At 51.6% G+C, this 23,056-nt stretch carries 19 protein-coding genes and 1 CRISPR repeat array (1 of these 20 only partly in view); of the genes, 10 read left to right on the plus strand and 9 right to left on the minus strand.

The window, feature by feature from the left end; genetic code table 11:
* Positions 1–361 precede the first annotated feature (361 nt).
* Complete coding sequence (gene tnpA, locus DESTI_RS22495; RefSeq protein WP_014809671.1) at positions 362–820, minus strand: IS200/IS605 family transposase; 459 nt, start codon at positions 818–820, stop codon at positions 362–364.
* Positions 821–1,122: 302 nt separating this feature from the next.
* Here tnpA and DESTI_RS22500 point away from each other — a divergent pair, with 302 nt between their 5' ends.
* A complete protein-coding gene (locus DESTI_RS22500) occupies positions 1,123–1,614 on the plus strand; it encodes a hypothetical protein (protein ID WP_014812282.1) in 492 nt (163 codons plus the stop codon).
* A gap of 234 nt (positions 1,615–1,848) precedes the next feature.
* Here the strand turns inward: DESTI_RS22500 and DESTI_RS22505 are convergent, their stop codons facing one another.
* Positions 1,849–3,288, minus strand: a complete 1,440-nt coding sequence (locus DESTI_RS22505; RefSeq protein ID WP_014808019.1) for an IS1182 family transposase — start codon at positions 3,286–3,288, stop codon at positions 1,849–1,851.
* 515 nt (positions 3,289–3,803) lie between these two features.
* Between DESTI_RS22505 and DESTI_RS22510 the strand changes: the two genes are divergently transcribed.
* Positions 3,804–4,568, plus strand: coding sequence for a hypothetical protein (locus DESTI_RS22510; RefSeq protein WP_014812284.1), 765 nt, complete (start codon positions 3,804–3,806; stop codon positions 4,566–4,568).
* A gap of 39 nt (positions 4,569–4,607) precedes the next feature.
* Here DESTI_RS22510 and DESTI_RS22515 read toward each other — a convergent pair whose 3' ends face one another.
* The 7 genes from DESTI_RS22515 to DESTI_RS29315 form a co-directional block, all read right to left on the minus strand.
* Entirely contained in the window at positions 4,608–5,090 is a 483-nt protein-coding gene (locus tag DESTI_RS22515) for a response regulator (RefSeq protein ID WP_014812285.1), read from the minus strand.
* Between the two features lie 234 nt (positions 5,091–5,324).
* Positions 5,325–5,492: a hypothetical protein gene (locus DESTI_RS30970; RefSeq protein WP_014812286.1), complete on the minus strand. Its 168-nt coding sequence runs from the start codon at positions 5,490–5,492 to the stop codon at positions 5,325–5,327.
* A 3-nt stretch (positions 5,493–5,495) separates the two neighbouring features.
* Positions 5,496–6,836, minus strand: coding sequence for a phenylacetate--CoA ligase family protein (locus DESTI_RS22520; RefSeq protein WP_014812287.1), 1,341 nt, complete (start codon positions 6,834–6,836; stop codon positions 5,496–5,498).
* Positions 6,837–7,043: 207 nt separating this feature from the next.
* Positions 7,044–8,345 carry a TRAP transporter large permease gene (locus DESTI_RS22525; RefSeq protein WP_014812288.1) on the minus strand — a complete coding sequence of 434 codons (1,302 nt, stop codon included), beginning with the start codon at positions 8,343–8,345 and terminating at the stop codon, positions 7,044–7,046.
* Complete coding sequence (locus tag DESTI_RS22530) at positions 8,342–8,827, minus strand: TRAP transporter small permease (protein ID WP_237671452.1); 486 nt, start codon at positions 8,825–8,827, stop codon at positions 8,342–8,344. Before DESTI_RS22530 ends, DESTI_RS22525 begins: the two co-directional genes overlap by 4 nt.
* A gap of 62 nt (positions 8,828–8,889) precedes the next feature.
* On the minus strand, positions 8,890–9,912 hold the full coding sequence (locus DESTI_RS22535; protein ID WP_014812290.1) for a TRAP transporter substrate-binding protein: 1,023 nt from the start codon (positions 9,910–9,912) through the stop codon (positions 8,890–8,892).
* A gap of 486 nt (positions 9,913–10,398) precedes the next feature.
* Complete coding sequence (locus DESTI_RS29315; RefSeq protein WP_169316391.1) at positions 10,399–12,447, minus strand: sigma 54-interacting transcriptional regulator; 2,049 nt, start codon at positions 12,445–12,447, stop codon at positions 10,399–10,401.
* Positions 12,448–13,570: 1,123 nt separating this feature from the next.
* On the opposite strand from DESTI_RS29315, the gene DESTI_RS22545 reads away from it, so the two are divergent.
* The 8 genes from DESTI_RS22545 to cas2e are packed head-to-tail and all read left to right on the plus strand — an operon-like array spanning position 13,571 to position 22,248.
* Positions 13,571–16,306, plus strand: coding sequence for a CRISPR-associated helicase/endonuclease Cas3 (locus tag DESTI_RS22545; protein WP_014812293.1), 2,736 nt, complete (start codon positions 13,571–13,573; stop codon positions 16,304–16,306).
* A 1-nt stretch (position 16,307) separates the two neighbouring features.
* Positions 16,308–17,945 carry a type I-E CRISPR-associated protein Cse1/CasA gene (gene casA, locus DESTI_RS22550; protein ID WP_014812294.1) on the plus strand — a complete coding sequence of 546 codons (1,638 nt, stop codon included), beginning with the start codon at positions 16,308–16,310 and terminating at the stop codon, positions 17,943–17,945.
* Positions 17,946–17,947: 2 nt separating this feature from the next.
* The gene (casB, locus tag DESTI_RS22555) at positions 17,948–18,550 is read left to right on the plus strand and encodes a type I-E CRISPR-associated protein Cse2/CasB (protein WP_014812295.1); all 603 of its coding nucleotides are present in this window, start codon (positions 17,948–17,950) and stop codon (positions 18,548–18,550) included.
* Positions 18,547–19,617 (plus strand): type I-E CRISPR-associated protein Cas7/Cse4/CasC, encoded by a 1,071-nt coding sequence (cas7e, locus tag DESTI_RS22560; RefSeq protein WP_014812296.1) that lies wholly within the window; start codon positions 18,547–18,549, stop codon positions 19,615–19,617. Before casB ends, cas7e begins: the two co-directional genes overlap by 4 nt.
* Positions 19,614–20,333, plus strand: a complete 720-nt coding sequence (gene cas5e, locus DESTI_RS22565; protein ID WP_014812297.1) for a type I-E CRISPR-associated protein Cas5/CasD — start codon at positions 19,614–19,616, stop codon at positions 20,331–20,333. The genes cas7e and cas5e overlap by 4 nt, the downstream gene beginning before the upstream one ends.
* A gap of 16 nt (positions 20,334–20,349) precedes the next feature.
* The gene (gene cas6e, locus DESTI_RS22570; protein ID WP_014812298.1) at positions 20,350–21,036 is read left to right on the plus strand and encodes a type I-E CRISPR-associated protein Cas6/Cse3/CasE; all 687 of its coding nucleotides are present in this window, start codon (positions 20,350–20,352) and stop codon (positions 21,034–21,036) included.
* A 2-nt stretch (positions 21,037–21,038) separates the two neighbouring features.
* Positions 21,039–21,950 carry a type I-E CRISPR-associated endonuclease Cas1e gene (gene cas1e, locus DESTI_RS22575; protein WP_014812299.1) on the plus strand — a complete coding sequence of 304 codons (912 nt, stop codon included), beginning with the start codon at positions 21,039–21,041 and terminating at the stop codon, positions 21,948–21,950.
* Positions 21,931–22,248 (plus strand): type I-E CRISPR-associated endoribonuclease Cas2e, encoded by a 318-nt coding sequence (gene cas2e / locus DESTI_RS22580; RefSeq protein WP_014812300.1) that lies wholly within the window; start codon positions 21,931–21,933, stop codon positions 22,246–22,248. Before cas1e ends, cas2e begins: the two co-directional genes overlap by 20 nt.
* A 90-nt stretch (positions 22,249–22,338) precedes the next feature.
* Positions 22,339–23,056: a CRISPR direct-repeat array (repeat unit 29 nt; unit sequence CTGTTCCCCACATGCGTGGGGATGAACCG); it runs 1,324 nt beyond the window's last position.

Raw genomic sequence — 23,056 nt, forward strand, 5'->3', positions numbered from 1 at the left:
TAAACGACAGAATTTTTGGCACTGACTATAAATAATGTAACGATTCAATTACTCGGGGCAGAAAGAGATCTTCTCCTGTGATCGTGATACCACTGACTTTCAAAATCCCCCCTAAACCCCTATAGGCGCTAACTTTGTGGTAATTCTTTGTCCCGTAGGGACTAAAGAAAATAGCGGGGAATTTGTGTATCAGCCGTCCCCTCCGGGACTCGAAAATCATTAGGTTTTTCCTTAACCGGCGATGAATCGCCGGCCTATTGTCAGACTGTTCTTCCGGAACAAACGACCAAAAACACGATAAGTTAAATGACCCCCGGCAAAGCCGGGGGCATATTCCTGTTAGCCCCTCAAAGGGGCATGTTCATGAGCCCCCTGAAGGGGGCGTCTCCGCATGGAGCATATTGAGTTGCTCCAGCCGGGCATCTTCCGCCTCCTGCTCACGGATATACTTTTTGACGGACTCTTCGTCCAATCCCACAGTCGAGACATAGTACCCTCTTGCCCAGAAGCTCTCTCCCGTGAAATTCCTCTTTCTCGACGTGAAGTTCCTTGCGATTGAGATCGCACTTTTTCCCTTGATGTATCCGATCACACTGGATACGGCAAACTTCGGGGGAATACTGACGCACATGTGGACGTGATCCGAACACAGGTGCCCTTCGATTATCCTCGACTCTTTCCGTCGAGCCAAATCATGAAACATCTCTCCAAGGTGCTTCCGAAGTGCCCCATAGATCTGCTTCCGGCGCCGCTTCGGAATGAAAACCACATGATACTTGCAATCCCATTTCGTGTGGTTTAGGCTTTGATAATCTTTCATCATAACCTCCCAGAATTGAAACTTGGTGTGTTCTGGGAGGTTGCTCTCTACTGCCTCGCACGGTCAAACCTTAAAGGGTTCACCCCGGCAAAGCCGGGGGCTTATTTATTTTTGTTAGCGCCTATGCCCCTAACCCCCCTTTATTAAGGGTGGATTGTCACGTACCTTCTTTCCCCCCTTTTATAAAGGGGAGAAAGGGGGATTTTCCCCGCGCATAACTGAATAGATACTAAATAATCGTGAAATTACTTGATTGATGAGCAACAACTTGCTATAATAAAAGCGCTTATTGGAGGTTTTAAATGGTAAAGTATTTTATTATAGTGCTGTCGGCTATCGTGACTGTGGGTATGACCGCTTCTACGGCTCTAAGTTTTGGAGAAAACGTCCTCGCGGCTACCGGGCAGTACACTTTCTTCATAAAACCCGATCCTTGTGCGCCTGTTACCTATTATCAGAAGATGGTCCCCTGCGTAGCAAGAGAGGTTGTGCCGGTGCCAAGAAGAGTGTCCCAGACCTATCCTGTGCCCGTGCCGGTCATACGGGGGATGCGGACGCGTATAACGCAGACTCCGGTCGGCTGCGCGTGCGGACAGGACCATTGCATCGAATGCTTTCCCAAGCCCTCTACAACCATGATGACCAAAGATATGGTGATGCCCAGGATGGTCCCGGTCCGGGTTCCTGGGGTTGAATTTGTCCCGAAAGAGGTTACTCGAAGAGTTATGCTTCCTCAGTGGTTTGAGGTAGTTGAAGAGCAGCTTCCGCCCAGGGAAGTACGAAAAATACGATAGCTTCGTAATCGTTCAGTCACGAGCGGGTACTGGGAATTCTGCGCCCTGGAAGGGCGGCCCAATAGTAGCCACGGGTGTCAGAAAGCGTCTCAAAACCTGCGCACTGCGGCGAATCACGCAAGCCGGACGGGAGGACCTGCTTCTGGGAAAAAAGCAGTCCCGTCAAGTGAAGATCAGGCGAGGTTCGATCCGAGTGTACTGTCCGTTATAAGGTCATGGTCTCCCTCCGGCTGCTTACGTGAATGCCACCTCGCCGGATACCCAATGGTGGTAGAGCTTCCTGAGATTTATGGTCGTGCAAATAAGGTCCCACTGGGCCTTTACGTTGTCGATTCCGGCCACGGTCCATCGCCGAAAGCTTAATGCGCTCTTGATCCAGGCAAACGGTGGCTCGATAATCTTCTTTCGAGTCTTCAGGCGCTCTTTGTTCTCTGGTTTTTCCCTCTTGCTGCGGTGTCGTTCTAGGGCCGCCTCGTAAACGCTGAGGTCTATGAGGCGTCCGTTCTTGCTCTTGGAGCATTTCCAGCGATTGGGACACGTTAGAAAATCCTTGCAGTGATACCTGCGAACCTCATTGTGGTTCTTGCCGTTAATTTTCCGCTGATGAAAAGGCAACAAGCGCCCTTCAGGGCATATGAAGCAATCACGCTCCTGATCAAAGACGAACCGGGATCGGTGATAGAGATCCTCATCCGCACCTCTCTCGGAAACAATTTCCCCTGACGATTTCCCGATAAGAATGCCGTATTCTCGCTCATGGGCCAGACCTATCTGCCCTGAGGAAAAATATCCCCCGTCCGCCACATTTTCCTCTGCCACAGCGCCCAGATTCTCTTTCACCTTGTCGAGCATGGGGACCAATTGCCCGTTGTCGGCCCCATCCGTGACCACATCTGCGGCCACGATAAGGCCGCTCTTTTGGTCGGCAACCGCCTGAGCGTTGTACGACAAGTCTTTGGTCCGGCGATTCTTCATAAAGCGAGCTTCCGGTTCCGAAGGGTGAACTGACTTCTTGTCCGATTCATCCAACTCCTTCAGAGCCTCTTGTATCCGCTGTTTCCGTTTCAATCCGTCTTGCATGGACTGCGGAAGGCGATACTCACCGGTCTCTTCCCGCTCGGCTCTCTCTATCTCAGTCATCGCATCGGCAATCGTGCGGTCCAATCTCTCCGAAACACTTTCCAGAAACCTCTCCAGGTGCTCACGACCCCGAGCCTTGTCGTTGGATGAGACGGCTTGGATCTTGGTCCCGTCCACGGCATGAAGAGCTAGACCGATCAGATCGGCCTTCAGAGCAACACGAATCGACTGTCTGAACAGATGCCTCAATGATTTCTTGTTCGCCTTGAAGAATCGCCATAAGGAATTATGATCCGGAGCATTCATCCCCGTCAGCCAAATCAGCCCCATATTCTCAAGGCAACCCTTCTCAAGCTTACGGGTACTCCTGATCCGATTGAAGTATCCGAAAAGCCACACCTTCAACAGAAGATCTGGCGCATACGGAGGACGTCCTGTATCGCTGTCGGGAACCTCGATTCCCAACTCGGACAGATCCAAGGAATCCACGAAATCTCGGATAAAGCGCGCCGGGTGATCCTTAGCCACCCAGTCTTCCACTGACGGCGGAAACATCAAGATCTGTTCGTAATCGGCCCGGATCTGTTTGCCCATGACAGCCTCGTGGTTGTTGAATTCCTCTCCTTTCTAGTACATCTCTTGGCAAATCGCGAGCCCAAAATGGAGTTTTGAGACAGTTTCGTCAACCCGTGGACAGCTCCACAAGCATAGTTGAGCGACCCTGAAGGGGTCGACCAATAGGCGATAATGCTTAAATGTTGTTGGGCGACCCCTTCAGGGTCTTGAAGACAAAAGACTTCCCCTATCGCTTCCGTGGGTTTGCACCCACGGCTACAGTTGGGTAGCCCCTATGGGGCTGTAGAAACCTCTTCCACGCGTAACTGAATGGATATCCCCTGAGAGCGACAACCGTAGACCAGGAAAAAGAGCGCATTGCACATCCCTCTTGCGTTCAATGCGAGTCATGAAGTACATTCTCTACTCCACTTTTCAATCTTGATTGGAAGAGGCTGTATCAAATCATTACCTTCCTCGCACGCGAAAGAGAAAGACGGAGGTTGATTTGTAAGAGCTTGAATGATTTATAGTAAGAGGAAGGGTTTGGATGAATGGCTGTATTGAAAATGTACAGAGGCATTTCGGTTGCGAGTAAGAATGTCGAGCTGGTGAAGAGAAAAATCAACTCAGATGGCCTTATGCAGTCCCACGAACTGCCCTGGAGCTCTTATATACTCGATCTCAGGTTGAATTTAGCCGAGTTACTGAACAGGCCCGATCTCTCTACGTCACATACTCGATTTTATAAACCGGGACAGTGCATTACTTCCGAGAGTGTTCGTCAGAGGAATCTCCCCTTTCCGTTCATCTTCGCTTGCGGCGATAAGACAGGTGCCGCCTATTTTGCGAACACCCACAACCGAACCGAGGAAAAAGACTTTCCTCTGGTGATAGAGTTTTTAGCTCCTGTGGAGGATGTATTTGTGGATGGCAAGGATTTTCTCTATTCCGTATTTGAAGGCGGACCCCGCCAAGGGTTGAGAGAAAAGATCCTGAAATGCTTTGGAGTCGAAATCTCGAAATATCTGGATAAAGCTTGGAACTCTAGGAAAACAGAGCATAGAATAGCCATGTGTGACCTGGCGGTTCAAGATCCGGAAATTGTTTTCTCTCATTATCAAAATCGTATGACCATTGGAGGCCGGCGCGGGACTGTGTTTCGATCCGCATTCATGGTGAGATCTCCAATCGATTTCGATCGTATATTATCAGTTCACAGGGCTAATCCATGTTATGAGGCACCGAGTTTTTCCATCCATGATTTCAAAAACAAGCCGTCAATGACAATGCCGGAGGTTTTCCGAAAATTCGGGTAATTCCACCGCCTGATTGAACCAACACCCGTCAATGGATGTTCAATAATATCCGGGATATTGTGGTTTCTCCAAATTCTTCCAAGTAATCCCGAGCTTGTTCTTGAAGTAGGAACCGAACCGTTCGAATAATTTGGCCCAATGGGTCCTGCCTTGTTCCAGTTCCGTCAGAATTTCAGCCACAAGCTCAGGTAATCTGCCCAGTTCTTCTTTCGGCAGAAATGAGACGGCGCCTTCCCTGATAGCCTCGTTAATGCTCTCGACATTGATAGCTCGCGCGGTGAGCATTGCTGCAGGTAAATGTCGTGCTCGGCATGACTTCAGTAATTCAAAACCATTTACACCCATGATGTCGAGAATCGCTAGATCGAAATTCTCGTTTTCGATCAGTTCGAGCGCAGTCTCAAATGTCTGTCCGGTAATCACAATGGTGTTTGGAAATTGTTCTTTGATAATGTCAAGAACATCGGCTTCGTCGTCCACAACCAGCAGCCTCTTGTGCTCTAAAATAGATTGATCGTCCATCGTGAATTCTCCCTCGGACAGAAACGACTTCGGTCATATGGATATATTGGGAGTGAAGTTTATCTAATACCGATTCGCCTTTCTTTTTTATAATCAGGAAGGCGGGGGGTATCCTTCGCTCCGGACTACGCAAAGCCGTCTAATCGCTCCGCTCAGAACACCCTAACCTTCGCTATCTTATATGCATAACTGCGAAATGGTATAACTTACCCCCAAGTCCGATTGATGTTGCCTCTATGCTTCCTCTATGTTGATTCTCAGCATCTCCAGTGAAGCAAGGACCCGTTTACTGTTGCGGTTCACCGCGGGGAAGTCTTCTGAGGCTTCGTAGAGCTGTCGAGCAATAGCAGTTAGAGTCTCAACTGATTTGCGCATTTCTTCGAGAGAAACTATCCTTTCCATTCTCTAAATCCCCTTTTTCCTCAAATCCTTGAATCTTCGGGCCTTTACTTCGTAGCGAGGCAAGCTGTTAGGTGGTAAGATCTCCAGATTGTAGCCAAGGTTAGTCTTCAAACGAAGTTGGGTCGTAAGCTCGCCCTGAAGTTCTTTAGTCGAAGAATTCGCAGCTTCTTCCGTTAACTCGACTTTCAAAGTAATCGTGTCGGTATCGCCTTTTTTGTCTACAATGACTTCATACTCATTTCCCAGTCCTTGAATGGAACGAACTACATCCTCGATTGCAGACGGAGCCAAGAGCACGCCTTTGACCTTGGTTATGTCGTCAGCCCGTCCGATTACACCTCCCTTGAACAGCTTGTAAGTGCGTCCGCACTCACATTGCTCATCACCGATCTCTACGATGTCTTTGGCATCGAACCTGACGCACGGCTGAGCGAATCTGTCCAGCGCCGTAATCACGAGCTTGCCTTTTTGTCCGGTTTCGGTGAGGAGTTCCCCGGTTTCCAAATCTTCCACCTCAGCCAGGAACATGGCTTCATTGACGTGGAGAGCGCCCGGCTGGCATGAGCATTCGAATCCCCAGGCTCCTATTTCTGTGGCACCGGCGTGATCGAAGACTTTAGATCCCCATATTTCTTCGATCCGCTGCTTTGTCGAAGGAATCAGAGCCCCTGGCTCTCCAGCGCAAGTAATCTTGGTAATGGGCAATGTAGCAGGATCGATATGAAGCTGATTGCGTGCGGTATCGGCCATTCCGAGGACATACGTAGGCGTAGCCATCATTGCCGTAGCCTGCAGCTCCTGAATCTTGAGAATACGAGATTTTGTGTCCAGCACCCCTCCCGGGACCGTTTCGCACCCTATCTTCTCGGAAGCATAATGCGCAGCCCAAAAAGCTACGAATACATTGTACCCGAAAGGTAGGAAGACACGATCGTGGGGCCGATAGCCCTGGGCCCAAAGCAGGGTGGCCCAGCACTCCGTCCACCATTCCCAATCTTGCCAGGTATCAGCCTGGTAGATTGGTTGCCCTGTCGTCCCACTGGTTTGTCGAAACACACATACATCGTCCAAGTCGACACACAGCGCATCGCCATATGGGAAGGGGTCTTTTCGCTGAATAGGCTTCATCATAGCCTTTTCCACTTTCGGAACCCGGCGGATGTCTTCCCAGGAGTTGATATCTTCAGGATGCATCCCGGCTTGCTGATAGAGAGCGCGGTGAAATCGTGAGTTAGAGTACGCCCACGTTAGAATGCGCTTGAATTTCTTGAGCTGCAATGCCTCCAGCCGCTCGCGCGGGAGTACTTCCAAATACGGATTCCAATATGACACCTGTTTGTTCATGATTCCTCGCCAAGAATGTTCCAAACTCAATGGTTTTTTCTATCGTGAGACCAAGCAATTATGGCCTGATTTCCTCGGTAATGGCCAAGTCTCAGTATTTTTGCCGTTCTTCTCTCCCTGGTATTGACAGCCACGATCGGCGAAACACCGCATAATGACTTGGCACGTCTCTAAGATGACTCAGGAGCTGTCCGTTAGAGATAACTCCTATTCCATCATCATGTTGGGCAACCACATGGAAATTTGGGGAAAGAACAGAAGCAGAAGAAGACACAGCCCCATCCCCACAATAAACGGATAGATACCTTTGTATACAGTTCCAACAGGTTCTTTGCAGACCCCCGAGACAACAAAGGCATTGATCGCCATAGGGGGAAGAATCACTCCTATCATGGTTACCACGCTGATAATGACTCCGAACCAGATAGGGTCGTATCCCATCTTGAGCACTACGGGGAGAAAGATAGGAGTCGCCAGAATGAGAAAGGCCAAGTCTTCAATGAAAGAACCACCTATAAGATACACCGCAATAATGATCAACATGACGACCGTGCGATCTACTTGAAGGCCTTCAAGCCAGCCGGCAACAATATATGGCGTTCGGGTTACTGCAAAGAAATGCCCCAGGATGGTTGCTCCGGCAATGAGCATGATAACCATGCACGCGATGCGCAAAGTCTCGGAGACTGCTTGCACAAAGCGCTTCAGGTCCATGTCTTTCTTGCACAGAGTGAGAATCAAAACGGCAAACGTTCCGACGCTTCCGGCTTCGGTCGGGGTAAAAAACCCCATCATCAGGCCGCCTACCACAATGAGGAAAATTGAGAGCACTACCAGGACCGGCGGCAAGGATGCGAATCGATCTTTCCACGGTGACTTTTCACCCTTCGGGCCTAGCTTGGGATTCATCGCGCTCCACCCGAAAAGCGTAATCACGAAAGAAAAAGCCACGATCAGGCCGGGAATAATACCTGCCAGAAACAGCTTGCCGATAGAAGTCTCTGTAAGTATCCCGTATACGATGAGCACTACACTCGGAGGAATCAGTATTCCCAGAGTTCCCACGGTAGCAACTGTCCCGCAGGAGAGCCGTCTGTCGTAATTGTACCGATCCATCTCGGGGACCGCTATCGTTGCAAACGTTGCGGCAGTTGCAGGTGAGGAGCCGCAGATTGCCTTGAAAACCGTAGCCGCGGCAACGGTTCCGATGGCGAGACCGCCAGGCACATGTCCGATGAACTTATATGCCGAATCGTACAGATTGCGAGCCACGCCGCCACTTGCACCGACTTGCCCCATGAGAACAAACATCGGTATGACCGTAAAACCGTATGAGGACAGTACGGAAAAAACGTCTTTTGCCACGAGGTTGAATGCGGCATCCACGTTAACGATGGCAGCAAACCCGATGAACCCGGCAAGAGCCATTGAGAAACCAATCTCAAGACCCATGAGAAAGAAAACGAAGAGCAAGAGAATAACCAAAAGACCGATTGTGGCAAAGCTCATGGTTCCAACTCTCTCTTTGTCAACATGTCTACAAACAGTACGAGACACTCAATAAAGCAACACAAAGCCATCAAATAGGTAACGGGATAAAGAGGAAGTTGCAGAGTAGGAGTGACTTCTCCCACACGATAAAAATCATTCCCCATGATCCATGTGTTCCATCCCAGGACTGCAAACAAGCCGATAGCGAGCAGCCGCGTCAGAATGTGCAGTACGGTTTGCAGCGCATCGGGCAGTTTTCCGGTGAGGAAGTCCATCATCACGTGGCCCTTCAGGCGAGACGTCTGAGGCAGAGCGAATCCGATTACAACTGCCCCGAGTAGCCCTACCAACTCGTACGTGCCGAGGATCGGTCGCTTAAACGCCCGGAGAATCACATCCGCAACAGTTAACAGCATGGTTCCGCTCAACGCGAAACCGGCTATGACGAAAAGAAATCGGGAAAATGTTCGATTTAATCCGGCGAGATAACTTTTTGTCATCACTGTACTTTCCGCGAAGCCGGACTCGCCTGCTCGGGAGAGTCCGGCAGACTTCATGTAAATCAGGGATTATTTTTGAGCCATTCCCTGCAGAAACTCAGCGCTTCTTCACCGGGAAGACCCTTTGCCTTCATAGCCGCGACGTATTCATCCAAAACGGGGCTAACCGTCTTGGCCCATCGTGCATCTTCCTCTTTTGAAAGCGGGATTATCTTATTCCCTTTGGATAAGGTGAATTCCGTGCCGATCTCATCGAAGGAGTCCCACCCATTGCCTGTCTTGTCGATCCATTCTTTATTTATCTGTTCGATTGTCTGCTGAACTTCCTTGGGGAGAGATTCCCACTTCTTCTTGTTCATAACGACAAAAAATCCCAGTGTGTACGCGGAACCGAAATTCTGTGTAGTTGACTTGATTACCTCAGCGAATTTCCATCCCTTGAGCGTTTCAATGGGAGAAACAACGCCATCTACGACGCCTTTCTGTAAAGCGTCATAACATTCATTCTGGGGCATGGCCACAGGAGTAGCCCCGAGAGCCGCTACAACTTTCGCACTGGTCCCCGAACACCTGATTTTCATCCCTTTGAGATCTTCCATTTTTTCAACGGGCTTTTTGGTGTGGAAAATACCGGGGCCATGGCCGTGGAGATACATGACCTTCACATCATCGAATTCTTTGGGCTTGAATTTGTCATAAAACGCGTTGCACAGCCTCGTTACCTGAATCCCTTTGGTGTAGCCGAGAGGAAGGTCTATGACTTCACTGAGCGGGAATCTCCCCTTGGTATAGCTAAGGACGGACATTCCGATATCGGAAATACCTTTCACGACCCCGTCATAGCACTGATCTGCAGGGGTAAGGGTTGCACCGGGAAACATGTTGATCTTGACTGCACCATTGGTCCTCTTTTCAACTTCTTTTGCCCACTCGGTGGCAAGAAGCGAGTGACCGTGAGTAGCCGGGAAGAAAATGGAGTAAGTAAGTTCAAATGTCTTACTGTGGCCGGGACTGTGGCCTCCCAGCACCGTGAGTGCTGTCGTAAGAAGCACCATCAGCAACAAGAAAGTCCTAGTGGTAGACATGCTCACCTCAATCATAAGAGTGATGAAGACTCCAGAAACCAATCGGACTAGGTCTTGGTGCTATCGACGGAATTACATACTGGAGAGGGCGTTGTCAGAAAGCTCTGCTTGTTAGCGATTTCGTAGGCAGTGTCGCTTCGGTCGACAGACAAAGGCATCTGACGAAAACGGATTCCGCTATACCAGTTGAAATCCGGCGATATGCACAATCGTTGTTTCGGCGTGAGCAGGCGATCGATCGGCCGTGTCGTAGTTACTATGCATTGGTTGTGCCACAGCTAACATCTTCGGTCGCTATCCGAGTAAGCATAAGCTTTATCAATGTCTTGAGAGGATTCGGCGAGAAGTAAGGAGGAGGTCTCTTCGAGTGGCCATCGATGGCGAAATGGGCGATATCGCCCTATAATTGGAGATAATCAAGGTAACATTCAAATATTGTATGAGATTTTAATTTGGGCGATATCGCCCAGATCTGTCCAAAGTGGGCTACTTCAGCCCACCCATCTTCAGCGCTTTCATCTGACGCTTCAGCGTATATCGGGATATGCCCAGAATACGGGCAGCAGCACATTTGTTGCCGCCAGTCCGTTGCAAGGCCATTTCTATAAACTGGCGTCTCAATTCCTCCATAGCTTGGGTCATGGACGGAGATGGGGGAAATTGAACAACCCAAGGTGACTCACAGTCATTGGTATCTGCCAAGTCCAGAAAATCTAGTCTCAGATCCGGTCCCTCGGAAAGAATGACTGAGCGCTCCAAAACGTTCTTCAACTCCCTTACGTTTCCCGGCCAGGAGTATTGAATCAATTTTTCCATATCCTCCGGACGAATGCTCAACCCCGCAGTGAGCCGCAGTTCCTGGGCTAATTGACCGACGATTTGGCGTGTCAACACTGGTATATCCGCCAACCTTTCACGTAATGGCGGGACCCGGATCCCATACACATTCAGACGGAAAAATAAGTCTCGTCGAAACTCGCCTCTGGAAACAGCCTGACTCAAGTCTCTGTTCGTGGCGGCCATTATCCGAACATTGACCGTCACGTTCTTTTCACCTCCAACGCGTGTGAATGAGAATGTATCGAGGAATGTAAGTAACTTGGCCTGCATCGGTAAGGACAGCTCTCCGATTTCGTTTAACAGCAGGGTTCCGCCTTCAGCCAGCTCGACGAGACCTCGCTTGCGCCTTATGGCCCCTGTGTATGCTCCGGCTTCATGTCCGAAGAGTTCGGATTCGGCCAAATCCTGAGCAATAGCAGCACAGTTTATGGCGTAAAAAGGGCCTCCATTTCGATTCGAATTATCGTGAATGAAGCGAGCGAGATAATCCTTGCCACTGCCGCTTTCTCCTTCGATGAGGACTATGAGATCGGAATTAGCTGCTATGCTGGCTCTGGCCAGCGTGACTCGCATGGCAGGGGAAAGATATTCCTCTGCCGTACTCTGGTCGCGGGAGAAGATCCTGCGTCGATCCGTTATGTTTCTCGATATTGCGCATATACCAATGATCTGCCCCTTACTGTTTCGGATGGGTGAACGCACGTCCAAAAAGGTTGTGGGCAACCCCTTCACCGGCCGGGTATGTTCTTCTTCTATGGTCTCCCCTGCCAGCACTCGCTGATCGACCTGTCGAAGATGCTGTCCAGCTTCCTGTCCGAAGATCTCTTCATCATCCCGTTCAACGATGTCGTTTGCAGGCAGTTCCAACAGATTTGCCATATATGGGTTCACCAAAGTATACTTTAGTGAACGATTCTTGATGGATATGCATTCTGTGGCCGCCTCGAAGATGGCTCTCATTCGCTCTTCGCTCAGGATCAAAGCCTCTTGGGCACGAGCTCTCTCAGCAATTTCAGATTTGAGGCGAGCATTTGCTTCCGCGAGTTCGGCAGTACGTTCTCGGACTCGTATCTGGAGTTCGTCTCGAGCTTCCTGCAGCGCTTTTTGGGCAATTTTTCTTTCCGTAATGTCTCTCATAATTCCTTGATATCCGCTGATTCGGCCTTCTCCGTCCAAGCGAACATCAATGGTGTGCAAGGTGTCGATTTCAGTGCCGTCAATGCGACGAAACTTGATCTCGAAATCCATTGCGACACCGGTTCGGTCGACCTTTCTTCGCATTTGGATGCGTTGACGAGGATCAGAGTAAAAATCTTGAACTCTTCTCGCGAAAACCTCCTCTTTAGTCTTGCAGCCCACCAGGCGCACGAAGCCTTGATTTACATCCAGGAAATCTCCTCCCCTGGTGGTTATGACTATTCCGTCATTTGAATTCTCAAATACTGCCTGGTGGAGTGCACCTTTTGCTCGCAGAGTCTCGTTTGCCAGTCTAAGATCCCGAATCTCTGCGCCAAAGCTTTCGATCACGTTAGTGGCTGTTCGTTCGCATGCTTTCCCAAGACGACGGAGTTCAGCAACGATCTCGCGGACGTACTCGTCAGTTTGACTGTAAGTCGTGGCGGCTCGAAGCTCATCCAATTTTTCCTGAAGGTCTTTTAGTTTCAAAGCGATGCGTGAATCATTAGTGTTGTGCATAGGAACCCACCCGATCTTGCGGACAAAGTCGATCACCGTGTCCACACAATGGTGCAACGAGTACAAGCTATTGTGCATGCGTGATTCTTACCTATTTTCATTCGCAACGAAGAAAACATCGAACCATGTATTCATGAGTGCAACCGGAACAACGGCGGCTGTTCATCAATTTCCAGGTTGTGTCACACTTTGGGCGGGCTGTCACTGCTGTGTCGGAATGCATTGAAAATAGAGACTATGACAAATCCCATCGGCCAGACAGAGTTTATCACCCATTTCGGGCAATGCCAAGTTCCAAGTCTTTTCGGCGGTTCGGATCTGCCGCAACTACACTCAGGTGTTCCGATCGGGACGATCGGAAAGAAATAGTAATAATCAAGATAGTTGGTCGACTGACAAAGGAATACGTGTAAGCCATGTGCAACATGGAGGAAATCTCGCTTGCCTCACGTAATCTTCACAGAGAAGGAGTTGACCGTTGAAGGGGCATATGATGAAATCTCAATATCTTGCATGCGACGGATCGGCCTAGGGATGGAATCCACCTGAGACGGCCGAGACATGGATTCTCACGTTATTGAGTGAAGTGGGTCGCTCCGTTACCGACCTGGAGCACATTTTTTGCGAGAACAGGCTTGACAGATCCCAAGACGGAGATTATCTAAATAAGAAATTTCTTTTACAAAGATAACAAAGTGTTCCAGCAACCTGAATTGTACTCACTCTCGGTCATTCTTTTTGATCCGGTACTCTAAAGGAGGTAATTATGCAACGTGACTCTTTCCTTCCAACTAAGCGGGGATTCTTCAATGCCATTTTGCTCCGCCTGCAAATAAGAATTCCCCAATCCCGGCTGTTCCCCAGAGGCGTCGAGACCGGGTTCCAATGGTACATCGACTTCTCGTAACATCGCTCTCTACTCCCCTTTGTTCCCCACAATACGTGGGGCTGAACCGTAAGAGATTTCGTTGCGAGCCACATGAAAGCTCAGTTCCCCACAGTGTGGGGATATGGGATGCCTTTAGCAGGCCTCTGTTTCAGAGGGATCCCTCATGATCACTGTGGTATCTCGGTGGCCCCCGATCATCTTGGAGGCGACCGCACCGAGTTTCGGGAGGAAAGCATGGGGTCTGAACAATCCGCAAGCTACTTCAGATACTGGTCTAAGGTTGCCAGAGATGCCGATGGCAACCTGAAATCCTTTCATCTCTTGCCTTATCATTGCCTCGATGTCGCGGCTGTCGGGTATGTGCTAATGCAGAGGCAAATATCATGGATGAATGCTATCACTCGTGCCTCACCTCTGAGTTTTACAGAGCTTCAGCGTGTTCTTTTGTTGTTTCTCATTGTGCACGACTTTGGCAAGTTCAGTAGTCGCTCGTTTCAGAGTCATGTATGGGAAGTGTTCGGCTTATTGCAGAAATGCTCAAGTGTTGTCCCCCATAACGCGCACAGGCACGACGCATTGGGCATGGCACTTTGGGAAGATGAACTGTTCAGTCGGATCTGGGAAAGGGATTGGTTTACTTCTGGTGTGGAATTCTTGGACGCTTTGAGCTACCTCCAACCTATCTCTCAGGCGTCTTTCGGCCATCATGGTCATGCTGTCGATATAGACAAGATCTCTATAGAGGAGGAATTTACTCGCGACGATATTGAGGCTGCTGCTGACTTCTTGGAGTCTTGTGCTGCATTGCTCGTTCGTCAACCGAGTGTCCTGCCGGAGGACTTGGGCGAGATGTACGACGCATTGAAGGTCCAGTCATGGTTGCTTTCGGGTTTCATAATCTTGTGCGATTGGATCGGGTCGAATGAGAGCCTGTTCCCTCATTGTTCGCAGCCAATGGCACTTGACGATTATTGGCAGCAGGCATGCAAACTAGCCGAGCACGCAATTAAGGCAGCAGGGATTCTTTCTGTTCCACAGTCAGAGTTCAACGGCATGGGGCAGCTTTTTCATAATCTTGCAGATGTGACTCCGAGCCCCCTCCAAGCATATGTAAGTGAATGTGACCTTCCTGCCGGCCCTCAGTTGTGGATCATTGAGGACATCACCGGATCGGGAAAAACAGAAGCTGCGATAATGCTCGCCCATCGCCTTATGCAGCAGGGATCGGAAGGAATTTTTGTGGCACTCCCGACTATGGCCACGGCGAATGCCATGTACGATCGGATGGCCAAAGCGTACAGAAGCCTCTTTTCTGCTGATGGACGGCCGTCTCTAGCTCTTGCACACGGCCGACGCAATCTCATGGACGGCTTCACCTCTACGATCCTTGATTTTGAGGGCTCCCTGCCGACAATGATCCCTGATGAAGGTAGCGAGGAACCGACCGAAGCTTCCGCTGCATGTGCTCGGTGGATAGCTGACAACAAGAAAAAGGCATTTCTGGCTCATGTGGGGGTGGGGACAATCGATCAGGCGCTGATTGCGGTTCTGCCGGCCAAACATCATACCCTCCGCTTGCTCGGGCTTTCAAATAAGGTGCTTATTGTGGATGAGGTGCACGCTTGTGATGCCTACATGGCGGAATTACTCAAGGCCTTGCTGCAATTCCACGCGGCCATGGGCGGAAGCGCGATTCTACTCTCCGCAACTATCCCGAAGGCAATGCGCAAGGCCTTTGCAAATGCTTTTCTCAAGGGATTGAACTCTGAGAAAAGAGCAACTGAGTTTTCTGGCTCTTTCCCCTCAGTGACACGGATTGGCGCTGACGAGCCCTCGGAGACTGCAGTGGCGCCAAGGTCCGATCTCCGCCGGTCGGTGGTTGTCAAGCTTGTTCACAATGAGGCCTCAATTCTCAAAGAGATTGTAGACGCTGCCGTTTCCGGTGCTTGCGTTTGCTGGGTTCGCAATACTGTGGCTGACGCAATTAAGGCTTACGAACTGCTTAAGGGAGAAGCATCCGTGGACAAGGACCGCCTTATGCTATTCCACGCCAGGTACGCAATGGGCCACAGATTGGATAGAGAAAAGGTCGTGCTGAGCAATTTCGGCAAAGAGTCGAGTCCTGATCAACGACAAGGAGCGATTCTCATTGCCACGCAGGTGGTGGAGCAATCCTTGGATCTCGATTTCGATTTCATGGTTTCTGACCTCGCGCCAATCGATTTGCTCATTCAGCGAGCCGGGAGAATCCACCGACACCATCGCGAGTTTCGCGGAAATCTAACACGTGCAGTCTTATGGGTATTCAGCCCTCCGCTGGTGGAATCTCCTGCTTCCGGCTGGTTTGCCGATTTTTTTCAAGACGCGGCCCATGTGTATGAGGCTCACGGGCATCTCTGGCGTACGGCTCGTCTGCTCCAAAGCAAAGGTGGATGGACTATGCCGGATGATGCCCGAGACCTTATCGAGGGGGTGTACGGCGAAGAAGGAGAGGAAATTCCAGGCGGCCTCATGAAGAAGCAAAACGATGCGGAGGGCAGGCGAAGGGCAGAAGGGGCTCAGGGACGATTCAATGCTCTGCAAGTTACGGCCGGATACGAACGTCAGTTCGGCTCTCTCTTTGCTGACGCTGCAGCTCCCACGCGGTTGGGCGAGCCAAGCGTGACTTTGCGTCTGGCAATACGTTCTGGGGAACGAATTCTACCGCTCTATGAGCACCATCTGCACGCGTGGATGTTGAGCGAAGTGCAGGTGCGAGAATCACTCGTCGCCAAGTCGAGAGCTACAGAGAAGGAGAAACAACAAGCCGCGGCCACTATGAGGGACCGGGGCAAGTGGAGTGAGCTCATCATTCTAGAGCAAGCGAGAGACTGTCTGTGGACGGGCAAGGCTAGCGACATAAACGGCAACCCCATCGAACTTGTCTACAGCATCGATTCGGGCTTGAAAGTTGAGAAAGGGGGAAAGTGATATGGCCTACAATCTTCTCGAAGAAAAATGGATACCAGTCAGGACTGCAGATGGTTCTAGGCGGAAGGTGGCGCCTTGGGAAATCACTTCCATTGACCATGGCGGTCCTATAGTGGCAATAGACTCGCCCAGAGCCGATTTCAATGGAGCATTGATGCAGTTCCTCATCGGGTTGGTGCAGACCAGCGAGCTCATTCCAAAAAGGGAACCGGAATGGAGCCGCGGATATCGCTCTCCGCCAACCGATGCAGCCCTTCGAGATGCATTTCTCGTCCACAAAGATGTTTTCTTCCTGGACGGGGATGGCCCCAGGTTCCTCCAGGATTTAAAGCTGGAGAACGGGACACCGTGGCCTATCTCAGACCTGCTCATCGAGCTGTCGGGAAACGGGCATTTCACAAAATCCAAAAAGGGCAACGGCTTCTGCTTCTGCTGCGCTGCAATCGCTCTGTTCTGTCTGCAAACGAATGCTCCGGAAGGAGGCCGCGGTCATCTGACAGGACTCAGGGGCGGTGGACCACTCACCACTTTAGTGCTTCCACCTGAGCAGGATCTCTGGAAGACGATTTGGCTAAATATAATTCCAGAAGAAGTTTTGATCTCAATGGGGGCGGGAGATGATTCCCCCGACATAAAAGATATTTTTCCTTGGATGGCACCGACCAGGACAGGCGAGAAGAACACGGGGACAGCAACATTACCCGGGGATGCTCATCCTCTGCAGATGTACTGGTCTATGCCGCGGAGGATTCGTATCGATTTCAACGAGCTCGCGACGGGTGCATGCGATGTATGCGGAGAAGAATCAGAATCGCTGGTTCAAGGCTATTTCGCTCGTCCGCACGGTGTAAAGTACGAGGGTCCCTGGGTCCACCCACTCACGCCTTACCGTTTTGATTCCAATAATGTGCCGATATCACAAAAGGCACGGGCAGGATCCCTCAATTATCGGAGCTGGGTTGGGCTGGTCATACGAAGCACGGATGCTGACGAGAAATCCAAGGTACAGTCCCAGCCTGCTCGAGTGGTGGAAAAATTCACAAAAAGGTCCAGAGAGGTGGCCGGCAAGCGGACCGGAGCACACTTATGGGGATTCGGATACGATATGGAGCACATGCGTGCAAGATGCTGGTTTGAGGGCCGGATGCCCATGCATGCCATTTCCGATGAACGAACGGCCGAAAAGTATACGCTGAACTCCGAACGCATGGTAAGAGCGGCAATCACTATCGGCGGCTTTCTAAGCCTTTGTCTTAGACAGGCATGGTTCGGGGAGCGCGACAAAGTCCGCGGGGACACCGGCTTCGTAGGCGAGGCATTCTGGTCGAGATCGGAACATCTCTTCTTCCTGCACCTTGACAAGCTCATTCGGGAACTCGAAACCTCTGACCGGGACCGGTCACTACCGACAGAGACACTGAAATCATGGCATAGGGTCTTGTGTAAGCTGTCATTGGAACTCTTCGATGTATATGTCACGTCAGGCCCAATTGAGAACAGCAACCCGGCTCGCATAGCACGTGCCAGAAACAGGCTCAGGTTCTGGCCCCATGGAAAGAAAGTGAAGCGGGACATCCTCGCTCTACCCGATGAGCCAAAGAAATCGAGCGTCTCACAAGTGGAAATTACAAGGAGCTGAGCATGGCTGAAAAGAGATTCATCAACTTTACCCGTAAAACCGAGTGGGGAGAGGCGCTCCAGAAGTGGCATCGCAGGCTCGCCGACAATCGCGGCGACCGCGCTGCGCTCAAGAAGTGCAAATCTCTCACGCAGGTAGTGTTTGTACCCGCATATCACGAACTTTACCAAGAGATTACTACTGTCGGGAGAGCAGCCGCAAAAGCGAAAGCCATCACGTGGTCCTGGGCAAGGCTGGAAGGCCGCGTACGGGATCGCCTCCCTATCATAGCTTCTCTAACCGCTTTGATAGAATCCCCGAAAGAATCTGATAGAAAGAATGATCCTGAAGACAAGGTAGTAAGCTTGCCTAGCCAAATGGGAGCCATTCGTTCTTCCGGAGGCGGTCCGCTGGTGAGCGACTTGCGCTTTCGACGCCTGCTCAAATGCCGGACGCCTGAAGAGCTCTACCCCATGCTCAGGCGGGTTATCGGATTGCTCAACAACCAGACCGACATCATGAGCCTCGCGCAGAGCATGTTCTACTGGGACGAAGAGATGCGCAAAGAATGGGCCTATGACTACTACACAACCGAAGAGATCGCCAAGGAAGGGAGCGAATCATGACCACATTTCTGCAATTGCATATGTTGACTTCTTATCCACCGTCCAATCTGAATAGAGACGATCTGGGCCGCCCCAAGACTGCTGTCATGGGAGGTAGCACTCGGCTGCGGATTTCGTCTCAAAGTCTGAAACGGGCGTGGCGCAAGTCGGAAGTCTTCGCATTTCATGTTGCGCCGAGTAATGTCGGCACGCGTACCAAAGAGAAGGGCAAGGAGATTTTTCGAGACCTTTGTGCCAGTGGGATTGAGGAGGCTCAAGCCAAGGAGTGGGCCAGGACAATAGCCGGGAAATTCGGCAAACTCAAGTCCAAATCCTCCAAAAAGGATCCTCACGAGGATCTCGATATCGAGCAGCTTGCCCATTTCACTCCGTTCGAGCTCGAGTCTATTGCAGAGCTTGTGAAAAAGCTGGCTGCCACCAGGCAGGCGCCTTCAGGCGAAGATTTGAATCTCTTGAGGAAAGAGCACACCGCAGTGGACGTAGCCCTCTTCGGGAGAATGCTGGCCGCAAATCCAGCTTTCAATACCGAAGCAGCAGCCCAGGTTGCCCATGCGATCACGGTTCATGCGGCTGCTGTGGAAGACGACTTCTTCACCGCTGTCGATGACTTGAACATGGGCGACGAGGACCGGGGATCTGCTCATATGGGTGAGACTGAATTCGGAGCGGGCGTTTTCTATGTCTATATGTGCGTGGACTGCGAGAGTCTTGTGAAGAATCTTTCTGGACATTCGGACCTGGCCGGAAATGGCATAGCAGGTCTGGTGGAAGCTGGCGCCAAAGTTTCGCCCACGGGAAAGCAGAACAGCTTCGCGTCCAGGGCGTACGCGTCCTATATCCTGGCAGAGAGGGGAATACAGCAACCCCGGTCGTTGGCCGTGTCGTTTCTGAAACCTGTGACCGGTGATGATTTCCTCGAGAAGGCAATTCAGCGCTTGGAACAGACGCGGAACAGAATCGACACTGCGTACGGGCAATGTTGGGATGATTGCGCCATAATGAATGCTCACGAAGGCGCAGGCTCGTTGGCCGAGATCCTGCAGTTCGCAAGAGGGTGCGTGTCATGAGAGACTATGCAGTGATGCAGCTATACGGTCCAATGGCCTCATGGGGCGACATAGCCGTGGGAGAGCTCAGGGGAACCTGGACTCGGCCGAGCAGGTCCGCGCTTATCGGTCTTCTGAGCGCTGCCCTTGGTGTGACTCGAAAGGATCATAGTACGCTGGAGCGTATGGTCGGATCGTATCGCTTCGCTGTGCGAGTGGATCGTCAGGGAACTCTGATCCAGGATTTTCACACTTGGCAAAGGCCAGAACCCAAGCGAGGTGTGAAGTATGAGACCCGGAAAGAGGAACTCGAAGCGGAGGATATCGCCACAGGCATTTCGAGACGAGATTACTGCTGTGATGCCAGGTACGAGGTGTGTATGTGGACAGAAGGTGACGCTCCTCCATTCTCTCTTCAGGAGATCAAGGAAGCTATAGCTCACCCGCGTTTTGTGCTCTACCTGGGACGCAAGTCGTGTCCTCTCGGTCTTCCCATTGCTGTCAAGATAATCCAGGCCGACTCCGTATGCGAAGCTTTTGAAAGGGCAGACCGGCAACAGCCCAAAGACTTTCTCGCAGCCATCCGCAGGCAGCCGCCTCTGTTCTTTTCGGACGACTGCCTCCACATAGGCCAGATAGAATCACGTGACACTTTTACTCGTAGAGACGTTCCCCTGAACAGGACCGCTTGGCAGTTCACGGAACGCCAAGAGTGTTTCGGCGGGTCCCCAGAGTAGGGAAGGAGGATAGAGTATGTATTTCAGTCGCATACGTCTGGACGGAGAACGAGCGTCGGCTGCCGAGCTCACGAAAATGATAGGTCAGGATGGGTATGGAGATCATCAGATAATTTGGCAGCTCTTCAAATGCGCTGACAAAAGCGAGCGCGATTTTCTGTTCCGCAAGGAGTCACAGCAATCCTTGCCCGTCTTCTTCACCGTTTCTCGCACGCCACCCGCGCGCGATCACGGGATATTTCGCCTTAAAACGAAATCGTATGACCCCAAGGTGCGGCCAGGGGATCGTTTCGCCTTTTCCCTCAGGGCGAACCCGGTGGTCACCCGATGGATTGGGGATAATGAAAAACATCACGCGCGACATGACGTGGTGATGGACGCCAAGCGAAAACTGAAGGCCGACAGCGTGCCCGAGAGTGAGTGGCCCACCACACCGGAGATCGCGCAATCCGCCGGATTCGAATGGTTAGCAGCCAAGGCGGAGCATGCAGGTTTCGGCGTCGACCGGAGACTTGTGAGTGTCGAGGGGTATCGACAGCATCAGTTGCGGAAAGGCAAGAACCACCTGATCCGGCTAAGTACCATGGATTTCACGGGCATCCTCACCGTCACCCATCCCGATCTCTTCGTGACGGCGCTCTTTGGAGGCATTGGTCCTGCGAAAGGTTTTGGTTGCGGATTGCTCTTGATAAGGAGGGTGTAGTTATGCTCCCTCCACTTAAACCGATCACCATAAAAGAGAGGCTCTCTATCTTGTACGTCGAGAAGGGACGCCTTGACGTACTCGACGGAGCATTCGTAGTCGTGGACAAGCTCGGGGTGAGGACCCAGATCCCTATTGGGGGCGTGGCATGCCTCATGCTCGAGCCGGGAACGAGGGTATCGCATGCCGCGACTGCGTTGGCCGCCAGAGTTGGCACACTGCTCGTATGGGTAGGAGAAGCAGGAGTCCGAGTGTACAGCTCCGGCCAACCAGGGGGAGCCCGGTCTGACAAATTACTCTACCAGGCGAGACTCGCGCTCGACGATGCGGCTCGACTGAAGGTTGTGCGGAAGATGTTCGCACTGCGATTCGAAGAAGAGGCTCCGTCTAAGCGAAGCATCGAGCAGTTGAGGGGCATAGAAGGGGCGAGAGTGCGGCGCATGTATCAGTTGATTGCCCAGAAATTTCGCGTTCCGTGGAAAGCTCGGGACTACGATCCGGAGAAATGGGATTCGGCTGATCTTCCAAACCGGTGCCTGAGCGCTGCGACATCGTGTTTGTATGGAGTAACCGAAGCGGCTGTCCTGGCAGCAGGCTACTCGCCTGCGATAGGGTTTCTGCACTCGGGCAAGCCTCTATCGTTCGTGTATGATATAGCGGATCTGTTCAAGTTCGAGACTGTTGTGCCGGTTGCCTTTCAGGTGGCAGCGAAGCATTCCAGGGAGCCGGAACGGGATGTCCGGCTGGGATGTCGGGATGTGTTCCGCAGCTCGAGGCTACTTCAGCGTATCATTCCGACCATTGAGGAGGTCCTTTCCGCTGGCGAAATCGCGGTGCCCTTAGAGCCAGATTACGCGGTCCGGCCAGCTATTCCCAATCCGAGAGGTCTTGGTGATGATGGTCATCGTAACTGAGAATGTGCCACCGCGCCTGCGTGGGCGGCTCGCCATCTGGCTGCTGGAGATCCGAGCCGGCGTGTACGTGGGCGATTATTCGGTGAGAGTGAGAGACTATATCTGGAGTCAGGTCGAGCAAGGGGTGGAGGAGGGCAATGTGGTGATGGCCTGGACAGCGCCGAACGAAGCTGGATTTGACTTTGTGACGTTGGGAAAGAACCGGCGGATTCCGCTTGACATGGATGGAGTGAAGCTCATATCGTTCTTGCCGCAAACCGAGGATCTCGCTGACGGCGAGGAAGTGGAAGATCTTTGAGTCGCTCCAGTAGAGGCGTTTCTCCTGCGATAACTTGGTAACCCTGGCGAGGTGAAAAATCCTCAATGGTTCTCGAGGCCTATCAATAGTCTGTTCCCCACATGCGTGGGGATGAACCGGAAGGAAAAGCGCTCATCCTTGAGCTGCGCGACTGTTCCCCACATGCGTGGGGATGAACCCGTTTTGCAAGTCAATAAAACCGCCCCGTTTCTCTGTTCCCCACATGCGTGGGGATGAACCAGTTCACTAGCTATCACAGAATTGCGGGATACCCTGTTCCCCACATGCGTGGGGATGAACCTGTTGATGTGGTGCGGGATTCCGGAGGTACGCGCTGTTCCCCACATGCGTGGGGATGAACCGAGATTTTTTCCGTTCACGATATTTCCTCCACACTGTTCCCCACATGCGTGGGGATGAACCGGAATAGCGGTGTGCGATCACCGTGGCGGAATTCTGTTCCCCACATGCGTGGGGATGAACCGGTCTATTTTGAACTATTTTTTGGACTTCAGACCTGTTCCCCACATGCGTGGGGATGAACCGCCCGCATCCAACACGCTGAGGAACCGCTTGAGCTGTTCCCCACATGCGTGGGGATGAACCGGTAATGGAGATTCTCTTCCAGATCCGAGGCAACTGTTCCCCACATGCGTGGGGATGAACCGATGTTTCGAGCCTGGTCATACCCCGGGGGAGGCTGTTCCCCACATGCGTGGGGATGAACCGGTCCCGGTCGATGAATCCATCGTCCGAGGATCCTGTTCCCCACATGCGTGGGGATGAACCGTTAGGTCTGGAAAAATCA

Origin of the sequence: Desulfomonile tiedjei DSM 6799 (assembly GCF_000266945.1) — a bacterium.
Taxonomy (GTDB): Bacteria; Desulfobacterota; Desulfomonilia; order Desulfomonilales; family Desulfomonilaceae; genus Desulfomonile; species Desulfomonile tiedjei.